Below are 16,174 nucleotides of genomic sequence, written 5' to 3'. Positions count from 1 at the left end.
ACTCAAAACACTTGTCGCCTGAGCATTAATGCGGCAGCCTCAGGTCTTCAGCTACACCAATGATCCTGCAGGGTCCGGCACCAGACAAACGGATAATCCTGCCGCTATCGATGACTTTTACGAATGAATTACCGTCACCTCACCCCTTCAATGTCGTTGCTGCTGGCGTTTGAAGCCGCCGCCCGACATGAAAGCTATACCCGTGCAGCGATGGAGCTCTCACTGACCCAAAGCGCCGTGAGCCGGCAAGTCCAAGCGCTGGAGCAGCAACTGGGCCTGACGCTGTTCCGCCGTGAAGGCCGGCAAGTACAACTGACCGATGTCGGTCGTCTTTATCAGCGGGAAATGAGCGAAGCGCTCGGGCGCATACGCAGCGCCACGTTGCAGGCCATGGCTTATCAATCAGGCAGCGGCACGTTACGCCTGGCCACCTTGCCGACCTTCGGCTCAAAGTGGTTATTGCCGCGCCTGCATGATTTCTACAAAACCCATCCAGGCATCCTGGTACACATCAATTCCCGAATCGACGCCATTGACTTTGAAACCAGCGGCATCGACGCCGCGATTGTCGTTGGCAATGCCGACTTTCCAGGCTTGATCAGCCATCGCCTGCACACCGAAGAACTGATGGTGATCATGTCCCCACAAGCGGCCGAAGCCCACGACACCTGGCCCCCGGAACGCATTGGCGGTCAGACGCTTCTCAACGTCGCGAGCAATGCCAACGTCTGGGGCGAGTGGTTCAGCCACCAAGGCCTGCCCCATCGGATGATGCGGCTGGGCCCGAGCTTCGAACTCACTTCGCACTTGATCCAGGCCGTCAGGGCCGGCATCGGCATCGGTCTGGTACCGCGTATTCTGGTGGCCGACGAGTTGGCCAACAGCGAACTCATCAGTCTCGATCGACCCTTTGCCAGCCAGCGCAGTTATTACCTGGCTTATCCGCCGCGCAACGAAATGCTGCCATCACTCGTCGCGTTTCGTACCTGGCTGCTGACACAGATCTGACGATTACCGACCAAGGAACGCGTAGCCGAAACCAACCACCTTGGCGTCTTCGCCATAGCCGCCCAGGAACGAAACACCGACCGGCAGGTTGCCCTTGATGGTGCCTGCCGGAACCGTAATCTCGGGAAATCCTGTGGCGGAGGCAATATACGACGACGCATAGGTAAAGCCGGATGTGCAGACGTAACTGTCATCGGTCACACCATGCACCACCGAAGCCGGGCAGTTGCTGGTCGCGAAGAACAGACTGTCGACTTTGTTCTGCTTCATGATCTCCATCAGCTGCGCGCGCAACTGAGGAATCTTCCGGGAGAGGATGGAGATGTACTGCGGCGAATCGGTGCTTGTGGCATTCGCGACCGTTTCCAGTCCGGCCAGGCGTGCCGGGTTCATCCCGTGTGCAGCGTTTTGCGCCTGATTTTGCCTGGCCAGCTCGAGAAACTGCGCAAGCGTTCGCGGTTGGCCCGGATTGAGGGTGGCGAGGTAGCGTTCGAATTGAGGCTTGAATTCGCCCTCTCCCACTGGACCGAGCACATCGCTCCATAAGGTTTCAAAAGCTTTTGGCAGTTCGATGGAGACTACACGAGCGCCGCGCTTGCCGAGGGTTTCCTGAGCGACCTTGAAGACTGCATCCACCTCTGGATTGGCGCCTTTGAAATGGGTGATCACGCCAATGGTCTTGCCTTGCAGCGAGGAACGGCTCAGTGCCGGTTCGAACTGTATTTTATCTGCAGCAAGGTCGAGGGTCGCCGGATCGCTTTTGTCCTGGCCCTTGATCGCATCGAGCACAATGGCCTGATCCAGCACGCTGTTGGTAATGACGTCGGCGGTATCGAACGCGAGCGACAGCGGAATGATGCCGCTGCGGCTGATCAACCCCAGCGAAGGTCGCAAACCCACTGTGCCGGTGACGCTGGCCGGCGCGCGGATCGAGCCGCTCGTGTCCGACCCTAGCGCAAACGGTGCAAACGCTGCCGCCACGGCGGCGGCAGAACCGCTGCTGGAGCCGGAAGCATCCCGCTTGGTGTTCCGCGGATTCTGTAATTCCCCTAAGTACAGACGAACGGAATGAGCTCACGCCCTAAGCGATTGGGCTGAGCGTCACAACTACGCAGGATAAAAAGAGGCCAGCTAAAGAGAGCTGGCCCGGAAAGTTATGATCAAACCGGGTGACTTCAACGTCACCCCGAATTAACTACAGCAACTGACTCTTTTGCAGAAATTCCTTGGACACGCTTTCGATGGATTCACGGCCGACATCGACCCGGGAATTGAGGCCCGCGATGGTGTCGTCATCGAGCTTGGACGACAGGGCGTTGAGCAACTCGCCGATCTTCGGATTCTCTTTAAACACCTCAGTGCGAATAACCGGGGTCAGCGCATAGCTGGGGAAGAAACCTTTATCGTCTTTGAGCACCACAAAGCCGAAGGCCGGAATCCGCCCATCCGTCGACAGGACCAAGGCCAGATCAACCTGCCCGTCCCTAAGCGCCTGATAGGTCAGCCCGCCGTCCATGCGGACGATGTTCTTGCGCTCAAATTTGAACTTGTATGTCTCTTGCAAAGGACCCAGGCCATCAGGCCGGGAAAAGAATTCAGCATTGGAGGCAAATTTATAGGACTTGCCTGTTTCGATCTTCTTCGCAAGATCGCTGATCGAGACGATTCCATCCTTCTGTGCCTCTTCCTTGCGCATGGCAAAGGCGTAAGTGTTGTTGGCCTTGGAAGAGTTCAACCAGGTGATGCCTTTCTGCGCATCAAGCTCGCTGATTTTTTTGTACGTTTCGTCAGGGCTGAGCTTGTCCATGACTTTATTGTAAGTAATCAGCGAAGTGCCGGTGTATTCCCAATACACATCGACCTGACCATTCTCTTGCGCCGCGCGCAAAACGGAAGAACCCAGGTCAGGGCGTTTGTCGACATTGTAGCCATTGGCGCGCAGGAGCTGAGTGGTCATCTCGGCAACCAATTGCTGCTCGGTAAACTTCTTGCCGCCGACCACAATCGTATTGTTGGCAGAAGCACTGCCTACAACGCCAGAAACAAGACTCAGGGTAAAGATCAAACTGGCAAGCATTCGATAAATCATCGTGCACCTCATATTATTGATTTTTGTCTATGGTCTTCAGATTCATTCACGCCCGGTCAACCTCAAGCCCCGTGACACTGCAATGTTTTGAATCAAGCCGCAGCCCAGATCGACCGCAATCGCCAATAGCGCGGTCGCTGCGGCACCGGCCAGCATCATGCCGAAGTCGTTCAAGTCGATCCCGGTAAAGATCAACTCGCCCAGCCCGCCGCCACCGACCAAAAAGGCCAGCGGCGCAGTACCGACGTTGATCGCCAACGCCGTGCGGATGCCCGCGAAAATCACATTCATCGCGTTCGGAATTTCAACTTTCCACAGCGTTTCCCGTGGCGTCATACCCATAGCTTCGGCGGCTTCAAGCAAGTGCTGCGGCACTGCGCGCAAGCCTTCATAGGTGTTGACTGCCACGGGCAACAACGTCGCGACAAACAACCCGATGATGGCCGCGCCGCTACCGACACCAATGAAGCTCATGGCCAACGCCAGCAACGCGAGCTTAGGGATTGCCTGCCCTACGTTAAGGACCTGCATGCTGGCCATGGCGTAACGCTGGTTCGCCGGCCGGCTCATCCAGGCGCCCAACGGCAGCGCGATGATCAGGGCAAGTGCCCCACTGACTGCCACGATCTGCAGATGCTGGACCGTCAGGTAGCTGATGTCGCCCCAGTAAAACTGCAGCCCTTCCCACAATCTGATCAGTAAGTCAGACATTGTCAGTGCACCACCGGAGTAATGTTTTCAACAAGTCGCGCCAAGATGTCGGTTTGGTGGACATAGCCGATAAAGCGTCCGTCGCTGTCGTTGCAAAGTGCCCAGTCCTGGCCGCGACCCAGCAATTGCGAAAGCACCTGACGCAGGTCATCCCCAGGTTTAACGATCAGGTGCGATTGCGAAGTAACACCGCTGTTGCCGCCGACGATCTGCATGTGTTCCCGCGGCGGGACTTTGCTGGCCACATCAACCGCGCGCAGCAGACGCAGACGCTTCATGATTCGGTCGCCGCCCATGAAGTTCGCCACGAACTCGCTGTTGGGCCGGGCCAGCAGATCATCCGAGCTGCCGAATTGCTGGATTTTTCCGTTATGGAACAGGGCGACACAGTCCGCCATCTTCACCGCTTCATCGATGTCGTGACTGACGAACAGTACGGTCTTGTTGACGAGTCGCTGGATGCGCATGAACTCGTCCTGGATCACTTCTCGGTTGATCGGGTCGATCGCGCCAAAGGGCTCGTCCATCAACATGACGGGCGGATCCGCTGCCAGGGCCCGGGCCACGCCTACGCGTTGCTGTTGACCACCGGAAAGCTCACACGGGTAGCGCTTGAGGAATTTGGACGGATCCAGCGCGACCACTTCCAGCAACTCCGCTGCGCGCTTTAGGCTTTTGCTTTTGTCCCATCCCAACAGATTCGGAACGACGCAGATGTTTTCCTCGACGGTCATGTTCGGGAACAAGCCGACTTGCTGGATCACATAGCCGATGGAGCGTTTAAGGGTGACGCTGTCCAGTTCGGACGTGTCGCGACCACCGATCCTGATCCTGCCGGAGGTTGGCGTGATCAGTCGGTTGATCATTTTCAGCGTCGTGGTTTTACCGCAGCCCGACGGACCAAGCAGTACGCAGATCTGCCCCTCTTCAACATTGAATGAGACATCTTCTACTGCTGTGATTGAGCCGAATTGCTTGTTCAGGTTTTCGATCTGGATCACGTCGTCGCTTCCTTCATTTGGCCGGTGGCCATTTTGTTCTTGTTCAAGCCTTTTGGCGTCAGGAGGCGCTGCAAGCCGTACAACGCGTAATCGGCCGCAATGGCGATGACACTGATGACGATCGCGCCGGCCAATAGCTGTCGGGTATCCGACTGCGCAATGCCGCGAATGATGAGACTGCCCAAACCGCCGGCACCGATGTAGGCCGCGATGGCTGCGATGCCGATGTTGATGACGGTCGCCATCCTCACGCCCGCCATGATCAGCGGAACCGCAATCGGCAGTTCAACTTTGCGCAATCGTTGCCCGGTCGACATGCCCATCCCGATCGCCGCTTCGCGCAATGCAGGATCGATGTTGGAGATCGCAGTGGTGGTGTTTCGGATGATGGGCAATTGGGAGTAAAGAAACAGCGCAATGACCGCCGGTACGACGCCGATCCCATAGCCAATCAGCGACAGGGCCGGAATCATCAGCCCGAACAGCGCGGCAGAAGGAATAGTCATCAGGACAGCAGCGAAGGCCAGGACCCAACGACGTGTTCTGGGGTGCTGAGAGATCGCGATCCCGACAGGCACGCCGGTCAGGATTGCCAAACCTACCGCTACCGCCACGATGAGAAGGTGTTGTCCAAGTAGCAGACTGATCAGCCCGACGTTTTCCAGAATGAAACTCAAGGTTTCCATGGTTGTTATGCCTTCTGTAGTCATTGTTATTTTTATCGGTCGCGTATCTGGAATTGAGCGCCGGATCTGTAGGAAACATTACCGCGCTACCGTAGACCCTCTTAGATTCGGGTTCGACAATTTCTATCAAAAAAACGACGTCACGTAACAAATCAACGCGTAATGCAAGGCGCGGGGGCGATTGAAGACGGAAGTATGCAGGATCACCAAATGACCAAGGTTTGCCAGAGCGCACCGCCTGTCTGACCGAGTCATTAGCTTGCTATGGGATTTTGAGGAGAGGGTTGGTACGGATGCTTTCAGGGGATTAGCGTTTGTTGATCCATGCACTCAATGACTGAAATCAGGAATGAGCATCATCAAATTTCCGCCGCTCTTCACCGGGTGTACATCCCCAGACACGACGGTAAGCTGCACCCAAATGTGACGCTGAAACGAACCCACAGCTGTAGGCAATGGACGCAATGGGCTGGGTGCTTTCTTGCAGCAACCGGCGTGCTTCATTCAATCTGAGCTCCAGATAGAATTTCTTCGGCGTCATGCCGAAGTGCTGATGCCACAGCCGTTCAAGTTGACGGTGGGACAGGTTGCATCGGTCGGCGATTTCTTCGATGCCGACGATGTTCTCCAGATTGTCCTCCATGAAGGCGATGGCGGCTGTCAGCCTGCGATCGTGAATGCCGAACCGCCACTGAATCGACATCCGCTGATGCTCTTCCGGCGCTCTTATCCTGGCGTGCAGAAATTGTTCGGCGATGTTCGCCGCCAGCTGGTTACCGAAATCAAGCGCGATTTGTGCCAGCATGAGATCGATGGCCGCCGTCCCCCCGGCACACGTCCAACGGTTTCCATGATTGACGTACAGCTCCTTCGTGACTTCGATCGTGGGGAATTCCTCCGAAAACTGGCCGATGGACTCCCAGTGCAAGGTGCAGCGCTTACCTTCGAGTAGCCCGGCGCGGGCGAGGATGAACGTACCTGTGCTCAGTGCGCCTACGGTTATCCCGCGAGACGCTGCACGCTGCAGGAAGCGCAGCATTTTCGGTGGTTTCTGACGCTCGATATCCAGGCTCGCCAGGACAAAAACACGATCCAGTTCCGGGGCCTGATCAACTGGTATGGTCTGAATCTCGATACCACTGCTGGAGCTGACCGGCCCACCCGTTTCCGTAAGCAGGCTCCACTCATAAAGCGCTTTGCCAGAAAGTCGATTGGCCGCGCGCAGAGGCTCACTGGCACCTGCCAGGGCCATCATGGAGAACTGAGGGAGAATGAGCAGCCCAATTCGCTTGGTTGTGGAGCTATTCACAGACGTCGCTGATTCACTGGGGGCTGTCATCGCCGGGTCCTTGTCATGGTTGGTTCCAGCAGTTCAAGTGAACAGCTTAGGCCAGCCCGAGGGAGTGGCTTTGGACACACCATGTTAGGGGTTGGGCACGCATTCAGCCAGATTGAATCGTTGAGACAGTGAACGAGCCATGCCGAAGCGTTACGACCGATCAGAATGACGGGAGGAATACACCCCACGATGTAAAAAATCGCTGCGAGGCCTCGACGCCCGAGGTCTCGCAGGAGAGTGACGAGCGGATCAGCCGCGCGCGCGGATAGCTTCGTCGATGCTCTGGATCATCGACTCGAACACAGGGCTGTCGACCTGATTCTGCTGGCCGTGTTGCATGTGCGAAATGATCAGCGCATTCGGGCCGGCATCGCCCGGATAGTTTTGGTGCAGACGCACAGACTCCGACGGCATGTGCAAGGTGTTGTCGGCGCCGTGGATGATCAGCGCAGGCGGGAAGCCTTTGGCACCCTCGATGGACTGCTCAGGGTCATACGCCACATAGGACTTGTAAGACTTCGCCGTCACGTAGGTGCAGCCCGGCCAACGGTCCGCGCCGCCTGCTTCAGTGTAGCCACCCAGTTGCTGATCAACATAAGCCTGAGTTTCAGGGTCCAGCGGGTAATAACCGAGACGGGTCGCATCAGTGCCGGTGTCGAATGGAGGGATCGGCGCGTCATCCGCGAGTTGCAGAATGGCCGCGTCAGCTGCTGCCTGATCAGCACGCAAGGCTTGCAGTGTGCGGATGTTGGTGTAGCTCATCGGCACCCAGAAGCGGATCTGTTCACCGCCGGCCGCAGCCAGTTCAGCCACTGCACCGAGGCTTGCCACCGAGCCCATCGCCCACGATGCGACCACCGGCATCTCACCGAAATTCTCGCGCGCCCATTCAACGGCACCGAGCACTTCATCTTTCTGATCTTCAAGGATGACGTTGGTGATGACCTTGTCACCTGACTCGAGGGTATTTCGGATGTGCTTGTTGGAAAAAAAGCCTGCCACGTCGTAGGTCATGACGCGATAACCCAGGCCTGCCAGGGCGCGACCGAACAGTTGGCCGTACATCGTGACCCCGCCGGTGAAGCCGGAGTTGAAGATGACCGGTGGCAGTTTTTGCGCCGCGGCGTCGAGTTGTTCTGGCTGAAAAACCGTGCCTTTGAGGCTCAGGGTTTCATCGCCATACTTGACGGTGAAGTTGATGTCTTTTGTTGTAATGTTCGTCATCGCTAGATATCTCGAGGTTGGAGCGTGGGCGGAGATCAACTTACCAATTGGTCAGGTGCTCCACGGAGAAGTTGACCAACAGGAATTCGGGTTTCTTTAGATACATAATGTGCAACGGCATCAACAAAGTTGAAGGCCTTGTTCAAATCAAAAAGGTCGGAATACGGCACACCCTGGTTGTCAGTTCCGACATGAGGTGCATCGGTGGCGCTCAGAAGTATCTTGTCCGTGCCGACCGCGTAAGCAATCTGCGTCACGAAACGAGCGGTTTCCTCGGGGTGAACAGAGGTGCGATAGCCAGGACCTTTGAACCATACGTTGCCTCGATCTCTCGCTTCAGCGAGTAGCGCGGTATAAGCCGGTTCTGTAATGTCACGCTCGCAGTGACAGGTGCCTAGATGATCGATGATGACCCGTACATCGCGAGGGATCTGGCGCAATACGCGCAGATTCGTCTCGGCTTCCTTCGCGTAAATGTGCAGATGCTGGTGCGGGAACAGACGGGCATAAAATGCCGACCATTGCCCATCACTGAACCGCGTATCAGAAACCGTTTCAGGTCTCGCATCATGCAGGACGATTCGAGCGCCAATCACCTGCGGGTGCGAGAGACGCTCCTGAGTGGCATAAGCAGGCTCTGCCTTGATCGTGCCCACCAGTTTGATACCCCCATAGCGCTGCGGGTCTACGGCCTGGAGTTTGTTGAGCTCCTCAAAGGAAGCGAACACGTTTTCTGAGTCCGGCAGGATACTTAGATGAACATTATTGATAAGCGTCGGTGCAATTCCGGCATCTATCAACCTATCCAAATAAGCAGTCAGCGGATGCGGCTCAGGTAACGTATAAGGCAACGAACCGGCCACCCGACGAAGATCTTCCGAAGTATAAAAATGAACGTGGCAATCTATTTTCTTGGTCGACGGCAGCATGATTATTGTTTCCTGCTTTTGTGCGAAAACAATAATCTCCGTCAGCGCTTCGTCGCTCCCGCCAACTCGACGTGTAGTATCAAAATTTCGCCATCAAGGATTTGTTGTCAACGAAGATCCGGAAAAAACGCCTGGATCTGGAATCGTCGAGTAGGCACTTGGGCAGCTCTGCGTCATCGTCCTCTGGATTCTGAGGTCGCCGAACTGATACTTCGGCCGGCCGATTGGTTAGCGGTACATTCGGGTAATGGCGAAATTTTGTTGTCGCGACACTGGAATAAACTCTAGGGCAGCTAGATTTGCAAAAACTGCCGATGGCGGTGCGGGCGAAGGAACGAGGAAAAAGCGAACGCCAGCCTGTAACGGGCTGGATAGACGTTGAAACATCACCTTGCGCGAAAGCGGGTTCGATTCAGACATCACAAAGGGCGGAATAATCTTCGAGGGGACGAATGATCCAGAAGCGTTCACAGAGGCTGCAAACGTCCTGAAATTCGCGTTAGACGTTGCCCAGCAACTGGCTGACAGACATGCGAAGAAATGACCGTTGCGGAACCGCAAAACAGCAAGATTGAGTAGTACAACAGAGTAGCACTATCAAAAAACAAAAAACCCCGCAAACCATTGATTTGCGGGGCTTTTCTATGTATGGCGGAGAGATAGGGATTCGAACCCTAGGTACCGGTGAAGGTACAACGGATTTCGAATCCGTCCCATTCGGCCACTCTGGCATCTCTCCAACGGCGCGCATCATAACAACACTTTCGCCGGAAGCGAACCCCCTGAGCGAAATATTTCTGTGCTATCAGATGCTTGCGTCGATTAAAGCGGTACGCCCAGACGATTGGCGACTTCTTCGTAGGCTTCGATGACGTCACCGAGGCCCTGACGGAAGCGGTCCTTGTCCATTTTCTTGCCGGTAGCCTTGTCCCACAGGCGGCAGCCGTCCGGGCTGAACTCGTCGCCCAGGACGATGGTGCCGTCGTGGAACACGCCGAATTCGAGTTTGAAGTCGACCAGCAGCAGGCCGGCGTCGTCAAACAGCTTGTTCAGCACTTCGTTGACCTTGAGCGACAGTTCTTTCATGCGAACCAGTTGCTCGGCAGTGCCCCAACCGAACGCCACGACGTGGGATTCGTTGATGAACGGGTCGCCCTTGGCGTCGTCCTTGAGGAACAGTTCGAAGGTGTAAGGGTTGAGTTTCATGCCCTCTTCCACACCCAGACGCTTGACCAGGCTGCCGGCGGCGTAGTTACGCACGACGCATTCAACCGGGATCATGTCCAGCTTCTTCACCAGGCACTCGTTGTCGCCCAGCAGTTTGTCGAATTGGGTCGGTACGCCGGCCGCTTCGAGTTTCTGCATGATGAAGGCGTTGAACTTGTTGTTCACCATGCCTTTGCGGTCGAGCTGTTCGATGCGCTTGCCGTCGAACGCCGAGGTGTCGTTGCGAAACAGCAGGATCAAGCGGTTAGCGTCGTCGGTCTTGTAAACCGACTTGGCTTTGCCGCGGTAGAGTTCTTCACGTTTTTCCATGATGGGCTCCGCTTGGTAAGTAGATGGGCTAGGCGATGTGTCGCCAGTCGAGCCCTGAATCTTGATCGGCCAGTTGCAGCCAGTCCGGGTCGCACCCGAGGGTGTCGACAAAACATTGCCGGGCCAGCCGCGGCAGGTTGTTCTTGCTGCTCAGATGGGCCAGGACCAGATGTTGCAGGCCTTGCCAGCCCAACTCGGACACCAGGAATGCCGCCTGGTGGTTGTTCAAATGTCCCAGTTCACCGCCAACCCGCTGCTTGAGAAAGGACGGGTAGTGACCGCGAGCCAGCATGTCACGGCAATGATTGGACTCGATCATCAACGCATCGAGATCCCGATAGCCGTCCAGCACCTTGTCGCAGTACGAACCCAGGTCGGTCAACAGGCCGAAACGCCGCTCACCGTCACTGAACACATACTGCGTCGGCTCCTGTGCATCATGAGCCACGGCAATGACACCAATGCTCAAGGCACCGACTTGCAGCTGTTCGCCACCCGCCAGGAAACCTGCGGGTTCAATCAGTTTGCGCATCCCGCGCAAGGTCCCGCGACTGAGGTAGACAGGCAGATTGTAGCGCCGAGACAGCAAACCCACGCCATGCACGTGGTCGGCATGTTCGTGGGTCACGAGTATCGCGCTCAGCTGCGCAGGGTTCACACCCAGGCGCAGCAGGCGTTTTTCGGTTTCCCGCAGGGAGAAACCACAATCCACCAGCACATACGTATCAGCGCTGGCTATCAGCGTGCCGTTCCCTTGGCTACCGCTGCCGAGAACGGCAAAACGCATGAGATCAGCCCAGGTTGTCCTGAATCACGCTCAACACTTTACGTGCCACATCAGCTGGCGCGACGGTGTTGATGTTTTTCTCGACTGTCACCTGGACGTTCTCGCCGACCTTGCTCAGGCGAACCTGATAACGCTCGGCACGGGCTTCAACTTCTTCCTTGTTCGGCGCGCTGCCGAACAGGCTGCTGAAGAAGCCAGGCTTGTCGTCTTTGCTCTCGGCTTTTTCAGCCAGGTTGATGTAGTACAGGCCCAGGCTGCGGTTGATGTCTTCAACGCGCCATTCGCCCTGTTCTAGCGCACGACCGACGCTCGACCAGGCACGATCCAGATCGGTACCGACGTTCAGCACAGGGTTGCCGCTGCCGTCTTCACTCAGGCTCACACGGCTAGGCGCATCGAAATCTCGCGATGCCAGCATGGAGACCGAACCGCCCTTCTCCGAGATGCGACTCATGCTCGCGAGCATGTCGTCGACCAGTGCCGCGTCCAGGCCAGTGTTGACCGAACGGTTGGTGAAATCGACGTCGGCGGTGCTGCCGGCAGAACGTTCAGCGCTGACTACATAGACTTCACTGGTGTTGCGCTGCACGCCCGGCTCGATGCGCACTCGCACACGGGTTTCGCTGTCGGCGCTGACACCGGCCGCGCTCAGACGCTTGGCCATGGCTGCGGACAGTTCATCGGAACGTTGCCAAGTGGTGGTGAACTCACCGGTTTGCGGACGCTGCTCATCCAGGCGGAAACCATTGTCCTGGTAGAACTGAACAGCCACAGGCCAGACTTCGGCCGGCGGACTTTGCGCCAGGATCGAGCGCGAATCACCGCTCTTCTGCAGGGAGTACGCGCTGGCGTCGGCCCCAGCCGTCAATGGCTGCGGACGAGGAACGATGTATTCACCCTTGGCGGTGTCATCCGCCACGTTGCGCGGGATCGGCAGCAGTGGATCCAGACGCTTGGCGGTGGTGATGTCTGGCGGCAATTGCATCGGTGCAGTCTGTTGCGCTTCCAGGTAATCGCTACCACGGTCACGGAAATAACCTTCCGGGCCCCAGAGCCATCCACAGCCACTCGTGCTGGAGATGACCAAGGCAAGTGCGGAAAGTCCGGCCATTCGCTTCATGCGTTGTACTTCCTCAATTAAACCAGGACGCTGCACTGGCGCAGGGCCGTGCGAAGCGTTTCATGACAAGGTGCGCTCAGCCAGGTCAGCGGCAGGCGAATGCCTTCGTGCATCAGGCCCATTTCGACCAAAGCCCACTTCACCGGAATCGGGTTGGCTTCGATGAACAGGTCCTTGTGCAACGGCATCAGTTTTTCGTTGATGGCGCGTGCAGTCTCGGCGTCGCCCTTGAGCGCGGCCTCGCACAGGTCAGCCATTTCGCGCGGCGCGACGTTGGCAGTGACGGAAATGTTGCCCTTGCCGCCCATCAGGATCAGCTCGACCGCGGTCGGATCATCACCGGAGAGCACGATGAAGTCTTTGCTCACGCCATCAAGGATGGCTTTTGCACGCTTCAGGTCGCCAGTGGCTTCCTTGATGCCGATGATGTTTGGCACGGTGGACAGACGGATCACTGTCTCTGCCTGCATGTCGCAGGAGGTACGGCCAGGCACGTTGTAGAGGATCTGAGGGATGTCGACCGATTCGGCAATGTGCTTGAAGTGCAGGTACAGGCCTTCCTGGGTCGGTTTGTTGTAATACGGCACGACCAGCAGGCACGCGTCGGCGCCGGCCTCTTTGGCGTTACGGGTCAGCTCGACCGCTTCGCGGGTCGAGTTGGCGCCGGTACCGGCAATCACCGGAATTCGGCCATTGACCTGCTTGACCACGGCGCGGATCACTTCGATGTGTTCGTTCACATCAAGGGTGGCCGATTCACCTGTGGTGCCGACCGCCACGATGGCGTGGGTGCCGTTTTGCAGGTGAAAGTCCACCAGTTTGCTCAAGCTGTCCCAGTCGAGACGACCTTGTGCATCCATGGGTGTGACCAGTGCCACCATACTGCCCGCAATCATGCAACCGCTCCTGCCGGAAAAAGAGAGCCGTAATGGTACTGGCGCCAAGATGCTTGCACAAGCGAAGTACTGCGCTGCCGCCATTCCCCTTGGCGCCGCTTTTCGCTACCCTTCAGACTTTGATCGGTACTGACAAGCTCGTCCGTCGGGTTTTTGCCTCCTTTTTCGGCATCACAAGCCCCATTCCAGCGTTGCCACCCCCCGCTCCTGCCATACTGGAGCACGTTGCAACCTGCGCCTGAGGCTTTCTGAATTCGACATCCGCAGGCTTGCCCCCGAAAAAACTGCCCTGACAGTATCGACCGCTCATCGCTTTAGGAATGCTGCATGTCCACCCCCACAGTTCGCGAACAATTCCTTGTCATCAGTGCCCTCGGCGCCAACCCCATGGAGCTGACCAACGTCCTGTGCCGCGCCAGCCATGAAAACCGCTGCGCCGTGGTCACCTCTCGCCTGACCCGTCATGGCGAATGCAGTGCGCTCGTACTGGAAATCACCGGCAGCTGGGATGCCCTGGCACGCCTTGAAGGCAGCCTCCCTGTTCTGGCCAAACGACACGCGTTCACCGTCAACGTGGTGCGTAGCGCAGCGCTGGAGAACCGCCCGCAGGCCTTGCCGTACGTTGCCTACGTGAGCTCGGCCTACCGCTCGGACATCATCAACGAGTTGTGCCAGTTCTTCATGGACCACAATGTCGAGCTGGAAAACCTGACGTGCGACACGTATCAGGCTCCACAAACCGGCGGCACCATGCTCAACGCCACGTTTACCGTGACCTTGCCTGCTGGCGTGCAAATCAGCTGGCTGCGCGATCAGTTCCTGGATTTCGCCGACGCGCTGAACCTCGACGCCCTGATCGAACCGTGGCGTCCACAGAACCCAATGTAAGGAAGTTCTCATGGCCGTTGCCATCGACCAACCGGTTGCCGATTTCGAAGCACCCGCCACCAGCGGGCAAACCGTCAGTCTTGCGGGCCTGAAGGGCAAGCAGGTGGTGATCTACTTCTACCCGAAGGACAGCACACCGGGCTGCACGACCCAGGGCCAAGGCTTTCGGGATCAGCTGGAGGCTTTCAAAGCCGCGAACACCGAAGTGTTCGGCGTTTCCCGAGACAGCCTCAAGTCCCACGAAAACTTCAAAGCCAAGCAAGCGTTCACTTTCGAGCTGATCAGCGACAAAGAGGAAGCGCTCTGCCAGCTGTTCGACGTGATCAAGCTGAAAAAGCTCTACGGCAAGGAATACATGGGCGTGGATCGCAGCACGTTCCTGATCGACAAGGATGGCGTGCTGCGTCAGGAATGGCGCGGTGTGAAGGTGCCCGGGCATGTTGACGCTGTTTTGGCGGCGGCCCAGGCACTGAATAAAGCCTGATTCCTAAAAGATCGCAGCCTGCGGCAGCTACGGGATTACATATTCCCACGCAGGCTGCGATCTTTTTACAATCTAAAGCAGCGGTGCCACCACAGGCTCTTTACGCGGCCAGGCATCCAGCACGGCCTTGAACAGTGTCGCCAGGGGGATCGCAAAGAACACACCCCAAAAGCCCCACAACCCACCAAACAACAAGACCGCGCAGATGATCGCAACCGGGTGCATGTTGACGGCTTCCGAGAACAACAGTGGCACCAGCACGTTGCCATCCAGCGTCTGGATGATCCCGTACACCGCCATCAAATAAATGAACTGATCGCTCCAACCCCACTGGAACAGTGCAATCAGAAACACCGGCACCGTCACCACGACAGCCCCGACATACGGCACTACCACCGAAATCCCCACCAGCAACGCCAGCAGCGCCGCATAGTTGAGCTCCAGGACAACGAAGGCGACGTAGGTCACGCCGCCGCAAATGAAAATCTCAATGACCTTGCCGCGAATGTAATTGGCAATCTGCCGGTTCATGTCACGGGCGACACGGGTAATCAACGCCCGCTCACGAGGCAGATAACCGCGCACCCACTCACCGATCATTGCGCGATCCTTGAGAAAGAAGAACACCAGGATCGGCACCAACACCAGATAGATCATGATGTTCACCAGCAGAGGCAGGCTCGACAGTGAAAAGGTCAGCGCCAACTGGCCGAACTTGCCGATCTCGCCCCGTGCCACTTCGATGACCCGCAACACCTGCTCGTCGGACACCAGATGCGGATAACGTTCGGGCAACAGCAACAAAAGCGACTGCCATTTGGCGAGCATGCCTGGCAACTCGTTGAACAGCGTGATCAGTTGATGCCACAGCAGCGGCACGACCACCACGATGAAGACCAGAAGCAACCCCATGAACAACGCAAAAACCAGCCCCACCGCCACCCCGCCGGGAACGCGCAGGCGCTCGAGAGACACCACCAACCCCTGCATCAGATACGCCAGCACCATCCCCGCCAGAACCGGCGCGAGCATGCCGCCCAGCGTGAGGACAGCGGTGAACGCCAGAAACAGCAGGACAGCCAGCACCACCGCCTCTTCATCGGAGAAATAGCGCTGAATCCAGTCGCGTAACACTTTGAACATCAACATTCCTTAAGAACAAAACGCCGCAGATTTCAGGCTTTTTTCAACCAATAGCGGTATACACCCGCCTCATCTTCTTCACGAAGCAGCGTATGACCGGCCAATCGGGCAAAGGTGCGAAAGTCACGCTGAGAACCCGCATCGGTGGCAACCACCTTGAGCACCGCGCCGCTGGCCATCCGATTGAGCTCCATCTTGGCCTTGAGCAAAGGCAAAGGGCAATTCAGGCCGCTGGCGTCCAGCTCAACGTCATGCTCTACAGCGTCGATCATTGCATCACTCCGGGTTCAGGTGGTTGAGTCGCCTAGAATATCTGGTCGCAGCGCTGGTGTC

17 protein-coding genes and 1 tRNA gene are annotated in these 16,174 nt (G+C 57.1%); 3 read left to right on the top strand and 15 right to left on the bottom strand.

What is annotated here, in order from left to right; genetic code table 11:
• Positions 1-123: 123 nt before the first annotated feature.
• Positions 124-1,008: a LysR substrate-binding domain-containing protein gene (locus tag QYH43_RS21615; RefSeq protein ID WP_301158051.1), complete on the top strand. Its 885-nt coding sequence runs from the start codon at positions 124-126 to the stop codon at positions 1,006-1,008.
• A gap of 3 nt (positions 1,009-1,011) precedes the next feature.
• Here QYH43_RS21615 and QYH43_RS21610 read toward each other — a convergent pair whose 3' ends face one another.
• The 13 genes from QYH43_RS21610 to dapA form a co-directional block, all read right to left on the bottom strand.
• Positions 1,012-2,067, bottom strand: coding sequence for an amidase family protein (locus QYH43_RS21610; protein ID WP_301158062.1), 1,056 nt, complete (start codon positions 2,065-2,067; stop codon positions 1,012-1,014).
• Between the two features lie 136 nt (positions 2,068-2,203).
• On the bottom strand, positions 2,204-3,073 hold the full coding sequence (locus QYH43_RS21605) for a glycine betaine ABC transporter substrate-binding protein (protein ID WP_301158050.1): 870 nt from the start codon (positions 3,071-3,073) through the stop codon (positions 2,204-2,206).
• A 66-nt stretch (positions 3,074-3,139) separates the two neighbouring features.
• The gene (locus QYH43_RS21600) at positions 3,140-3,808 is read right to left on the bottom strand and encodes an ABC transporter permease (protein WP_301158049.1); all 669 of its coding nucleotides are present in this window, start codon (positions 3,806-3,808) and stop codon (positions 3,140-3,142) included.
• 2 nt (positions 3,809-3,810) lie between these two features.
• Positions 3,811-4,809 carry an ABC transporter ATP-binding protein gene (locus QYH43_RS21595; protein WP_301158048.1) on the bottom strand — a complete coding sequence of 333 codons (999 nt, stop codon included), beginning with the start codon at positions 4,807-4,809 and terminating at the stop codon, positions 3,811-3,813.
• A complete protein-coding gene (locus QYH43_RS21590) occupies positions 4,806-5,495 on the bottom strand; it encodes an ABC transporter permease (protein WP_060541253.1) in 690 nt (229 codons plus the stop codon). The genes QYH43_RS21595 and QYH43_RS21590 overlap by 4 nt, the downstream gene beginning before the upstream one ends.
• 343 nt (positions 5,496-5,838) lie before the next feature.
• Positions 5,839-6,834, bottom strand: coding sequence for a GlxA family transcriptional regulator (locus QYH43_RS21585; protein WP_301158047.1), 996 nt, complete (start codon positions 6,832-6,834; stop codon positions 5,839-5,841).
• A 249-nt stretch (positions 6,835-7,083) separates the two neighbouring features.
• Positions 7,084-8,058, bottom strand: coding sequence for an alpha/beta hydrolase (locus tag QYH43_RS21580; protein WP_095060302.1), 975 nt, complete (start codon positions 8,056-8,058; stop codon positions 7,084-7,086).
• A 35-nt stretch (positions 8,059-8,093) separates the two neighbouring features.
• On the bottom strand, positions 8,094-8,987 hold the full coding sequence (locus tag QYH43_RS21575) for an amidohydrolase family protein (RefSeq protein WP_095060300.1): 894 nt from the start codon (positions 8,985-8,987) through the stop codon (positions 8,094-8,096).
• Between the two features lie 649 nt (positions 8,988-9,636).
• Positions 9,637-9,726 (bottom strand) — tRNA-Ser (locus tag QYH43_RS21570).
• Positions 9,727-9,809: 83 nt separating this feature from the next.
• Positions 9,810-10,523, bottom strand: a complete 714-nt coding sequence (gene purC, locus QYH43_RS21565) for a phosphoribosylaminoimidazolesuccinocarboxamide synthase (protein ID WP_095060298.1) — start codon at positions 10,521-10,523, stop codon at positions 9,810-9,812.
• 28 nt (positions 10,524-10,551) lie between these two features.
• Complete coding sequence (locus tag QYH43_RS21560) at positions 10,552-11,310, bottom strand: MBL fold metallo-hydrolase (protein ID WP_301158046.1); 759 nt, start codon at positions 11,308-11,310, stop codon at positions 10,552-10,554.
• 4 nt (positions 11,311-11,314) lie between these two features.
• Positions 11,315-12,430: an outer membrane protein assembly factor BamC gene (gene bamC, locus QYH43_RS21555; protein ID WP_095060294.1), complete on the bottom strand. Its 1,116-nt coding sequence runs from the start codon at positions 12,428-12,430 to the stop codon at positions 11,315-11,317.
• A gap of 17 nt (positions 12,431-12,447) precedes the next feature.
• Positions 12,448-13,326: a 4-hydroxy-tetrahydrodipicolinate synthase gene (gene dapA / locus QYH43_RS21550; protein WP_095060292.1), complete on the bottom strand. Its 879-nt coding sequence runs from the start codon at positions 13,324-13,326 to the stop codon at positions 12,448-12,450.
• A gap of 327 nt (positions 13,327-13,653) precedes the next feature.
• Here dapA and QYH43_RS21545 point away from each other — a divergent pair, with 327 nt between their 5' ends.
• Entirely contained in the window at positions 13,654-14,214 is a 561-nt protein-coding gene (locus QYH43_RS21545; protein WP_095060288.1) for a glycine cleavage system protein R, read from the top strand.
• 10 nt (positions 14,215-14,224) lie between these two features.
• Positions 14,225-14,698, top strand: a complete 474-nt coding sequence (locus tag QYH43_RS21540) for a peroxiredoxin (RefSeq protein ID WP_095060286.1) — start codon at positions 14,225-14,227, stop codon at positions 14,696-14,698.
• 72 nt (positions 14,699-14,770) lie between these two features.
• Here the strand turns inward: QYH43_RS21540 and QYH43_RS21535 are convergent, their stop codons facing one another.
• Together QYH43_RS21535 and QYH43_RS21530 are read right to left on the bottom strand one after the other, a co-directional pair.
• Positions 14,771-15,841, bottom strand: coding sequence for an AI-2E family transporter (locus tag QYH43_RS21535; RefSeq protein ID WP_095060284.1), 1,071 nt, complete (start codon positions 15,839-15,841; stop codon positions 14,771-14,773).
• A gap of 32 nt (positions 15,842-15,873) precedes the next feature.
• Positions 15,874-16,113, bottom strand: coding sequence for a sulfurtransferase TusA family protein (locus tag QYH43_RS21530; protein ID WP_095060282.1), 240 nt, complete (start codon positions 16,111-16,113; stop codon positions 15,874-15,876).
• Positions 16,114-16,174: the final 61 nt, after the last annotated feature.

Source organism: Pseudomonas sp. C32 (genome assembly GCF_030417915.1).
Lineage (GTDB): Bacteria > Pseudomonadota > Gammaproteobacteria > Pseudomonadales > Pseudomonadaceae > Aquipseudomonas.
Note: the sequence above shows the minus strand (reverse complement) of the source record. Positions and strands in the feature narration are given on the sequence as shown.

What these genes read in the sequence shown, in the direction of transcription:
- QYH43_RS21575 (WP_095060300.1), bottom strand. Translation starts at nt 8,987, where the DNA reads ATGCTGCCGTCGACCAAGAAAATAGATTGCCACGTTCATTTTTATACT.
- QYH43_RS21585 (WP_301158047.1), bottom strand. Translation starts at nt 6,834, where the DNA reads ATGACAGCCCCCAGTGAATCAGCGACGTCTGTGAATAGCTCCACAACC.
- dapA (WP_095060292.1), bottom strand. Translation starts at nt 13,326, where the DNA reads ATGATTGCGGGCAGTATGGTGGCACTGGTCACACCCATGGATGCACAA.
- QYH43_RS21560 (WP_301158046.1), bottom strand. Translation starts at nt 11,310, where the DNA reads ATGCGTTTTGCCGTTCTCGGCAGCGGTAGCCAAGGGAACGGCACGCTG.
- QYH43_RS21615 (WP_301158051.1), top strand. Translation starts at nt 124, where the DNA reads ATGAATTACCGTCACCTCACCCCTTCAATGTCGTTGCTGCTGGCGTTT.
- QYH43_RS21535 (WP_095060284.1), bottom strand. Translation starts at nt 15,841, where the DNA reads ATGTTCAAAGTGTTACGCGACTGGATTCAGCGCTATTTCTCCGATGAA.
- purC (WP_095060298.1), bottom strand. Translation starts at nt 10,523, where the DNA reads ATGGAAAAACGTGAAGAACTCTACCGCGGCAAAGCCAAGTCGGTTTAC.
- QYH43_RS21590 (WP_060541253.1), bottom strand. Translation starts at nt 5,495, where the DNA reads ATGGAAACCTTGAGTTTCATTCTGGAAAACGTCGGGCTGATCAGTCTG.
- QYH43_RS21540 (WP_095060286.1), top strand. Translation starts at nt 14,225, where the DNA reads ATGGCCGTTGCCATCGACCAACCGGTTGCCGATTTCGAAGCACCCGCC.
- QYH43_RS21545 (WP_095060288.1), top strand. Translation starts at nt 13,654, where the DNA reads ATGTCCACCCCCACAGTTCGCGAACAATTCCTTGTCATCAGTGCCCTC.
- bamC (WP_095060294.1), bottom strand. Translation starts at nt 12,430, where the DNA reads ATGAAGCGAATGGCCGGACTTTCCGCACTTGCCTTGGTCATCTCCAGC.
- QYH43_RS21580 (WP_095060302.1), bottom strand. Translation starts at nt 8,058, where the DNA reads ATGACGAACATTACAACAAAAGACATCAACTTCACCGTCAAGTATGGC.
- QYH43_RS21600 (WP_301158049.1), bottom strand. Translation starts at nt 3,808, where the DNA reads ATGTCTGACTTACTGATCAGATTGTGGGAAGGGCTGCAGTTTTACTGG.
- QYH43_RS21530 (WP_095060282.1), bottom strand. Translation starts at nt 16,113, where the DNA reads ATGATCGACGCTGTAGAGCATGACGTTGAGCTGGACGCCAGCGGCCTG.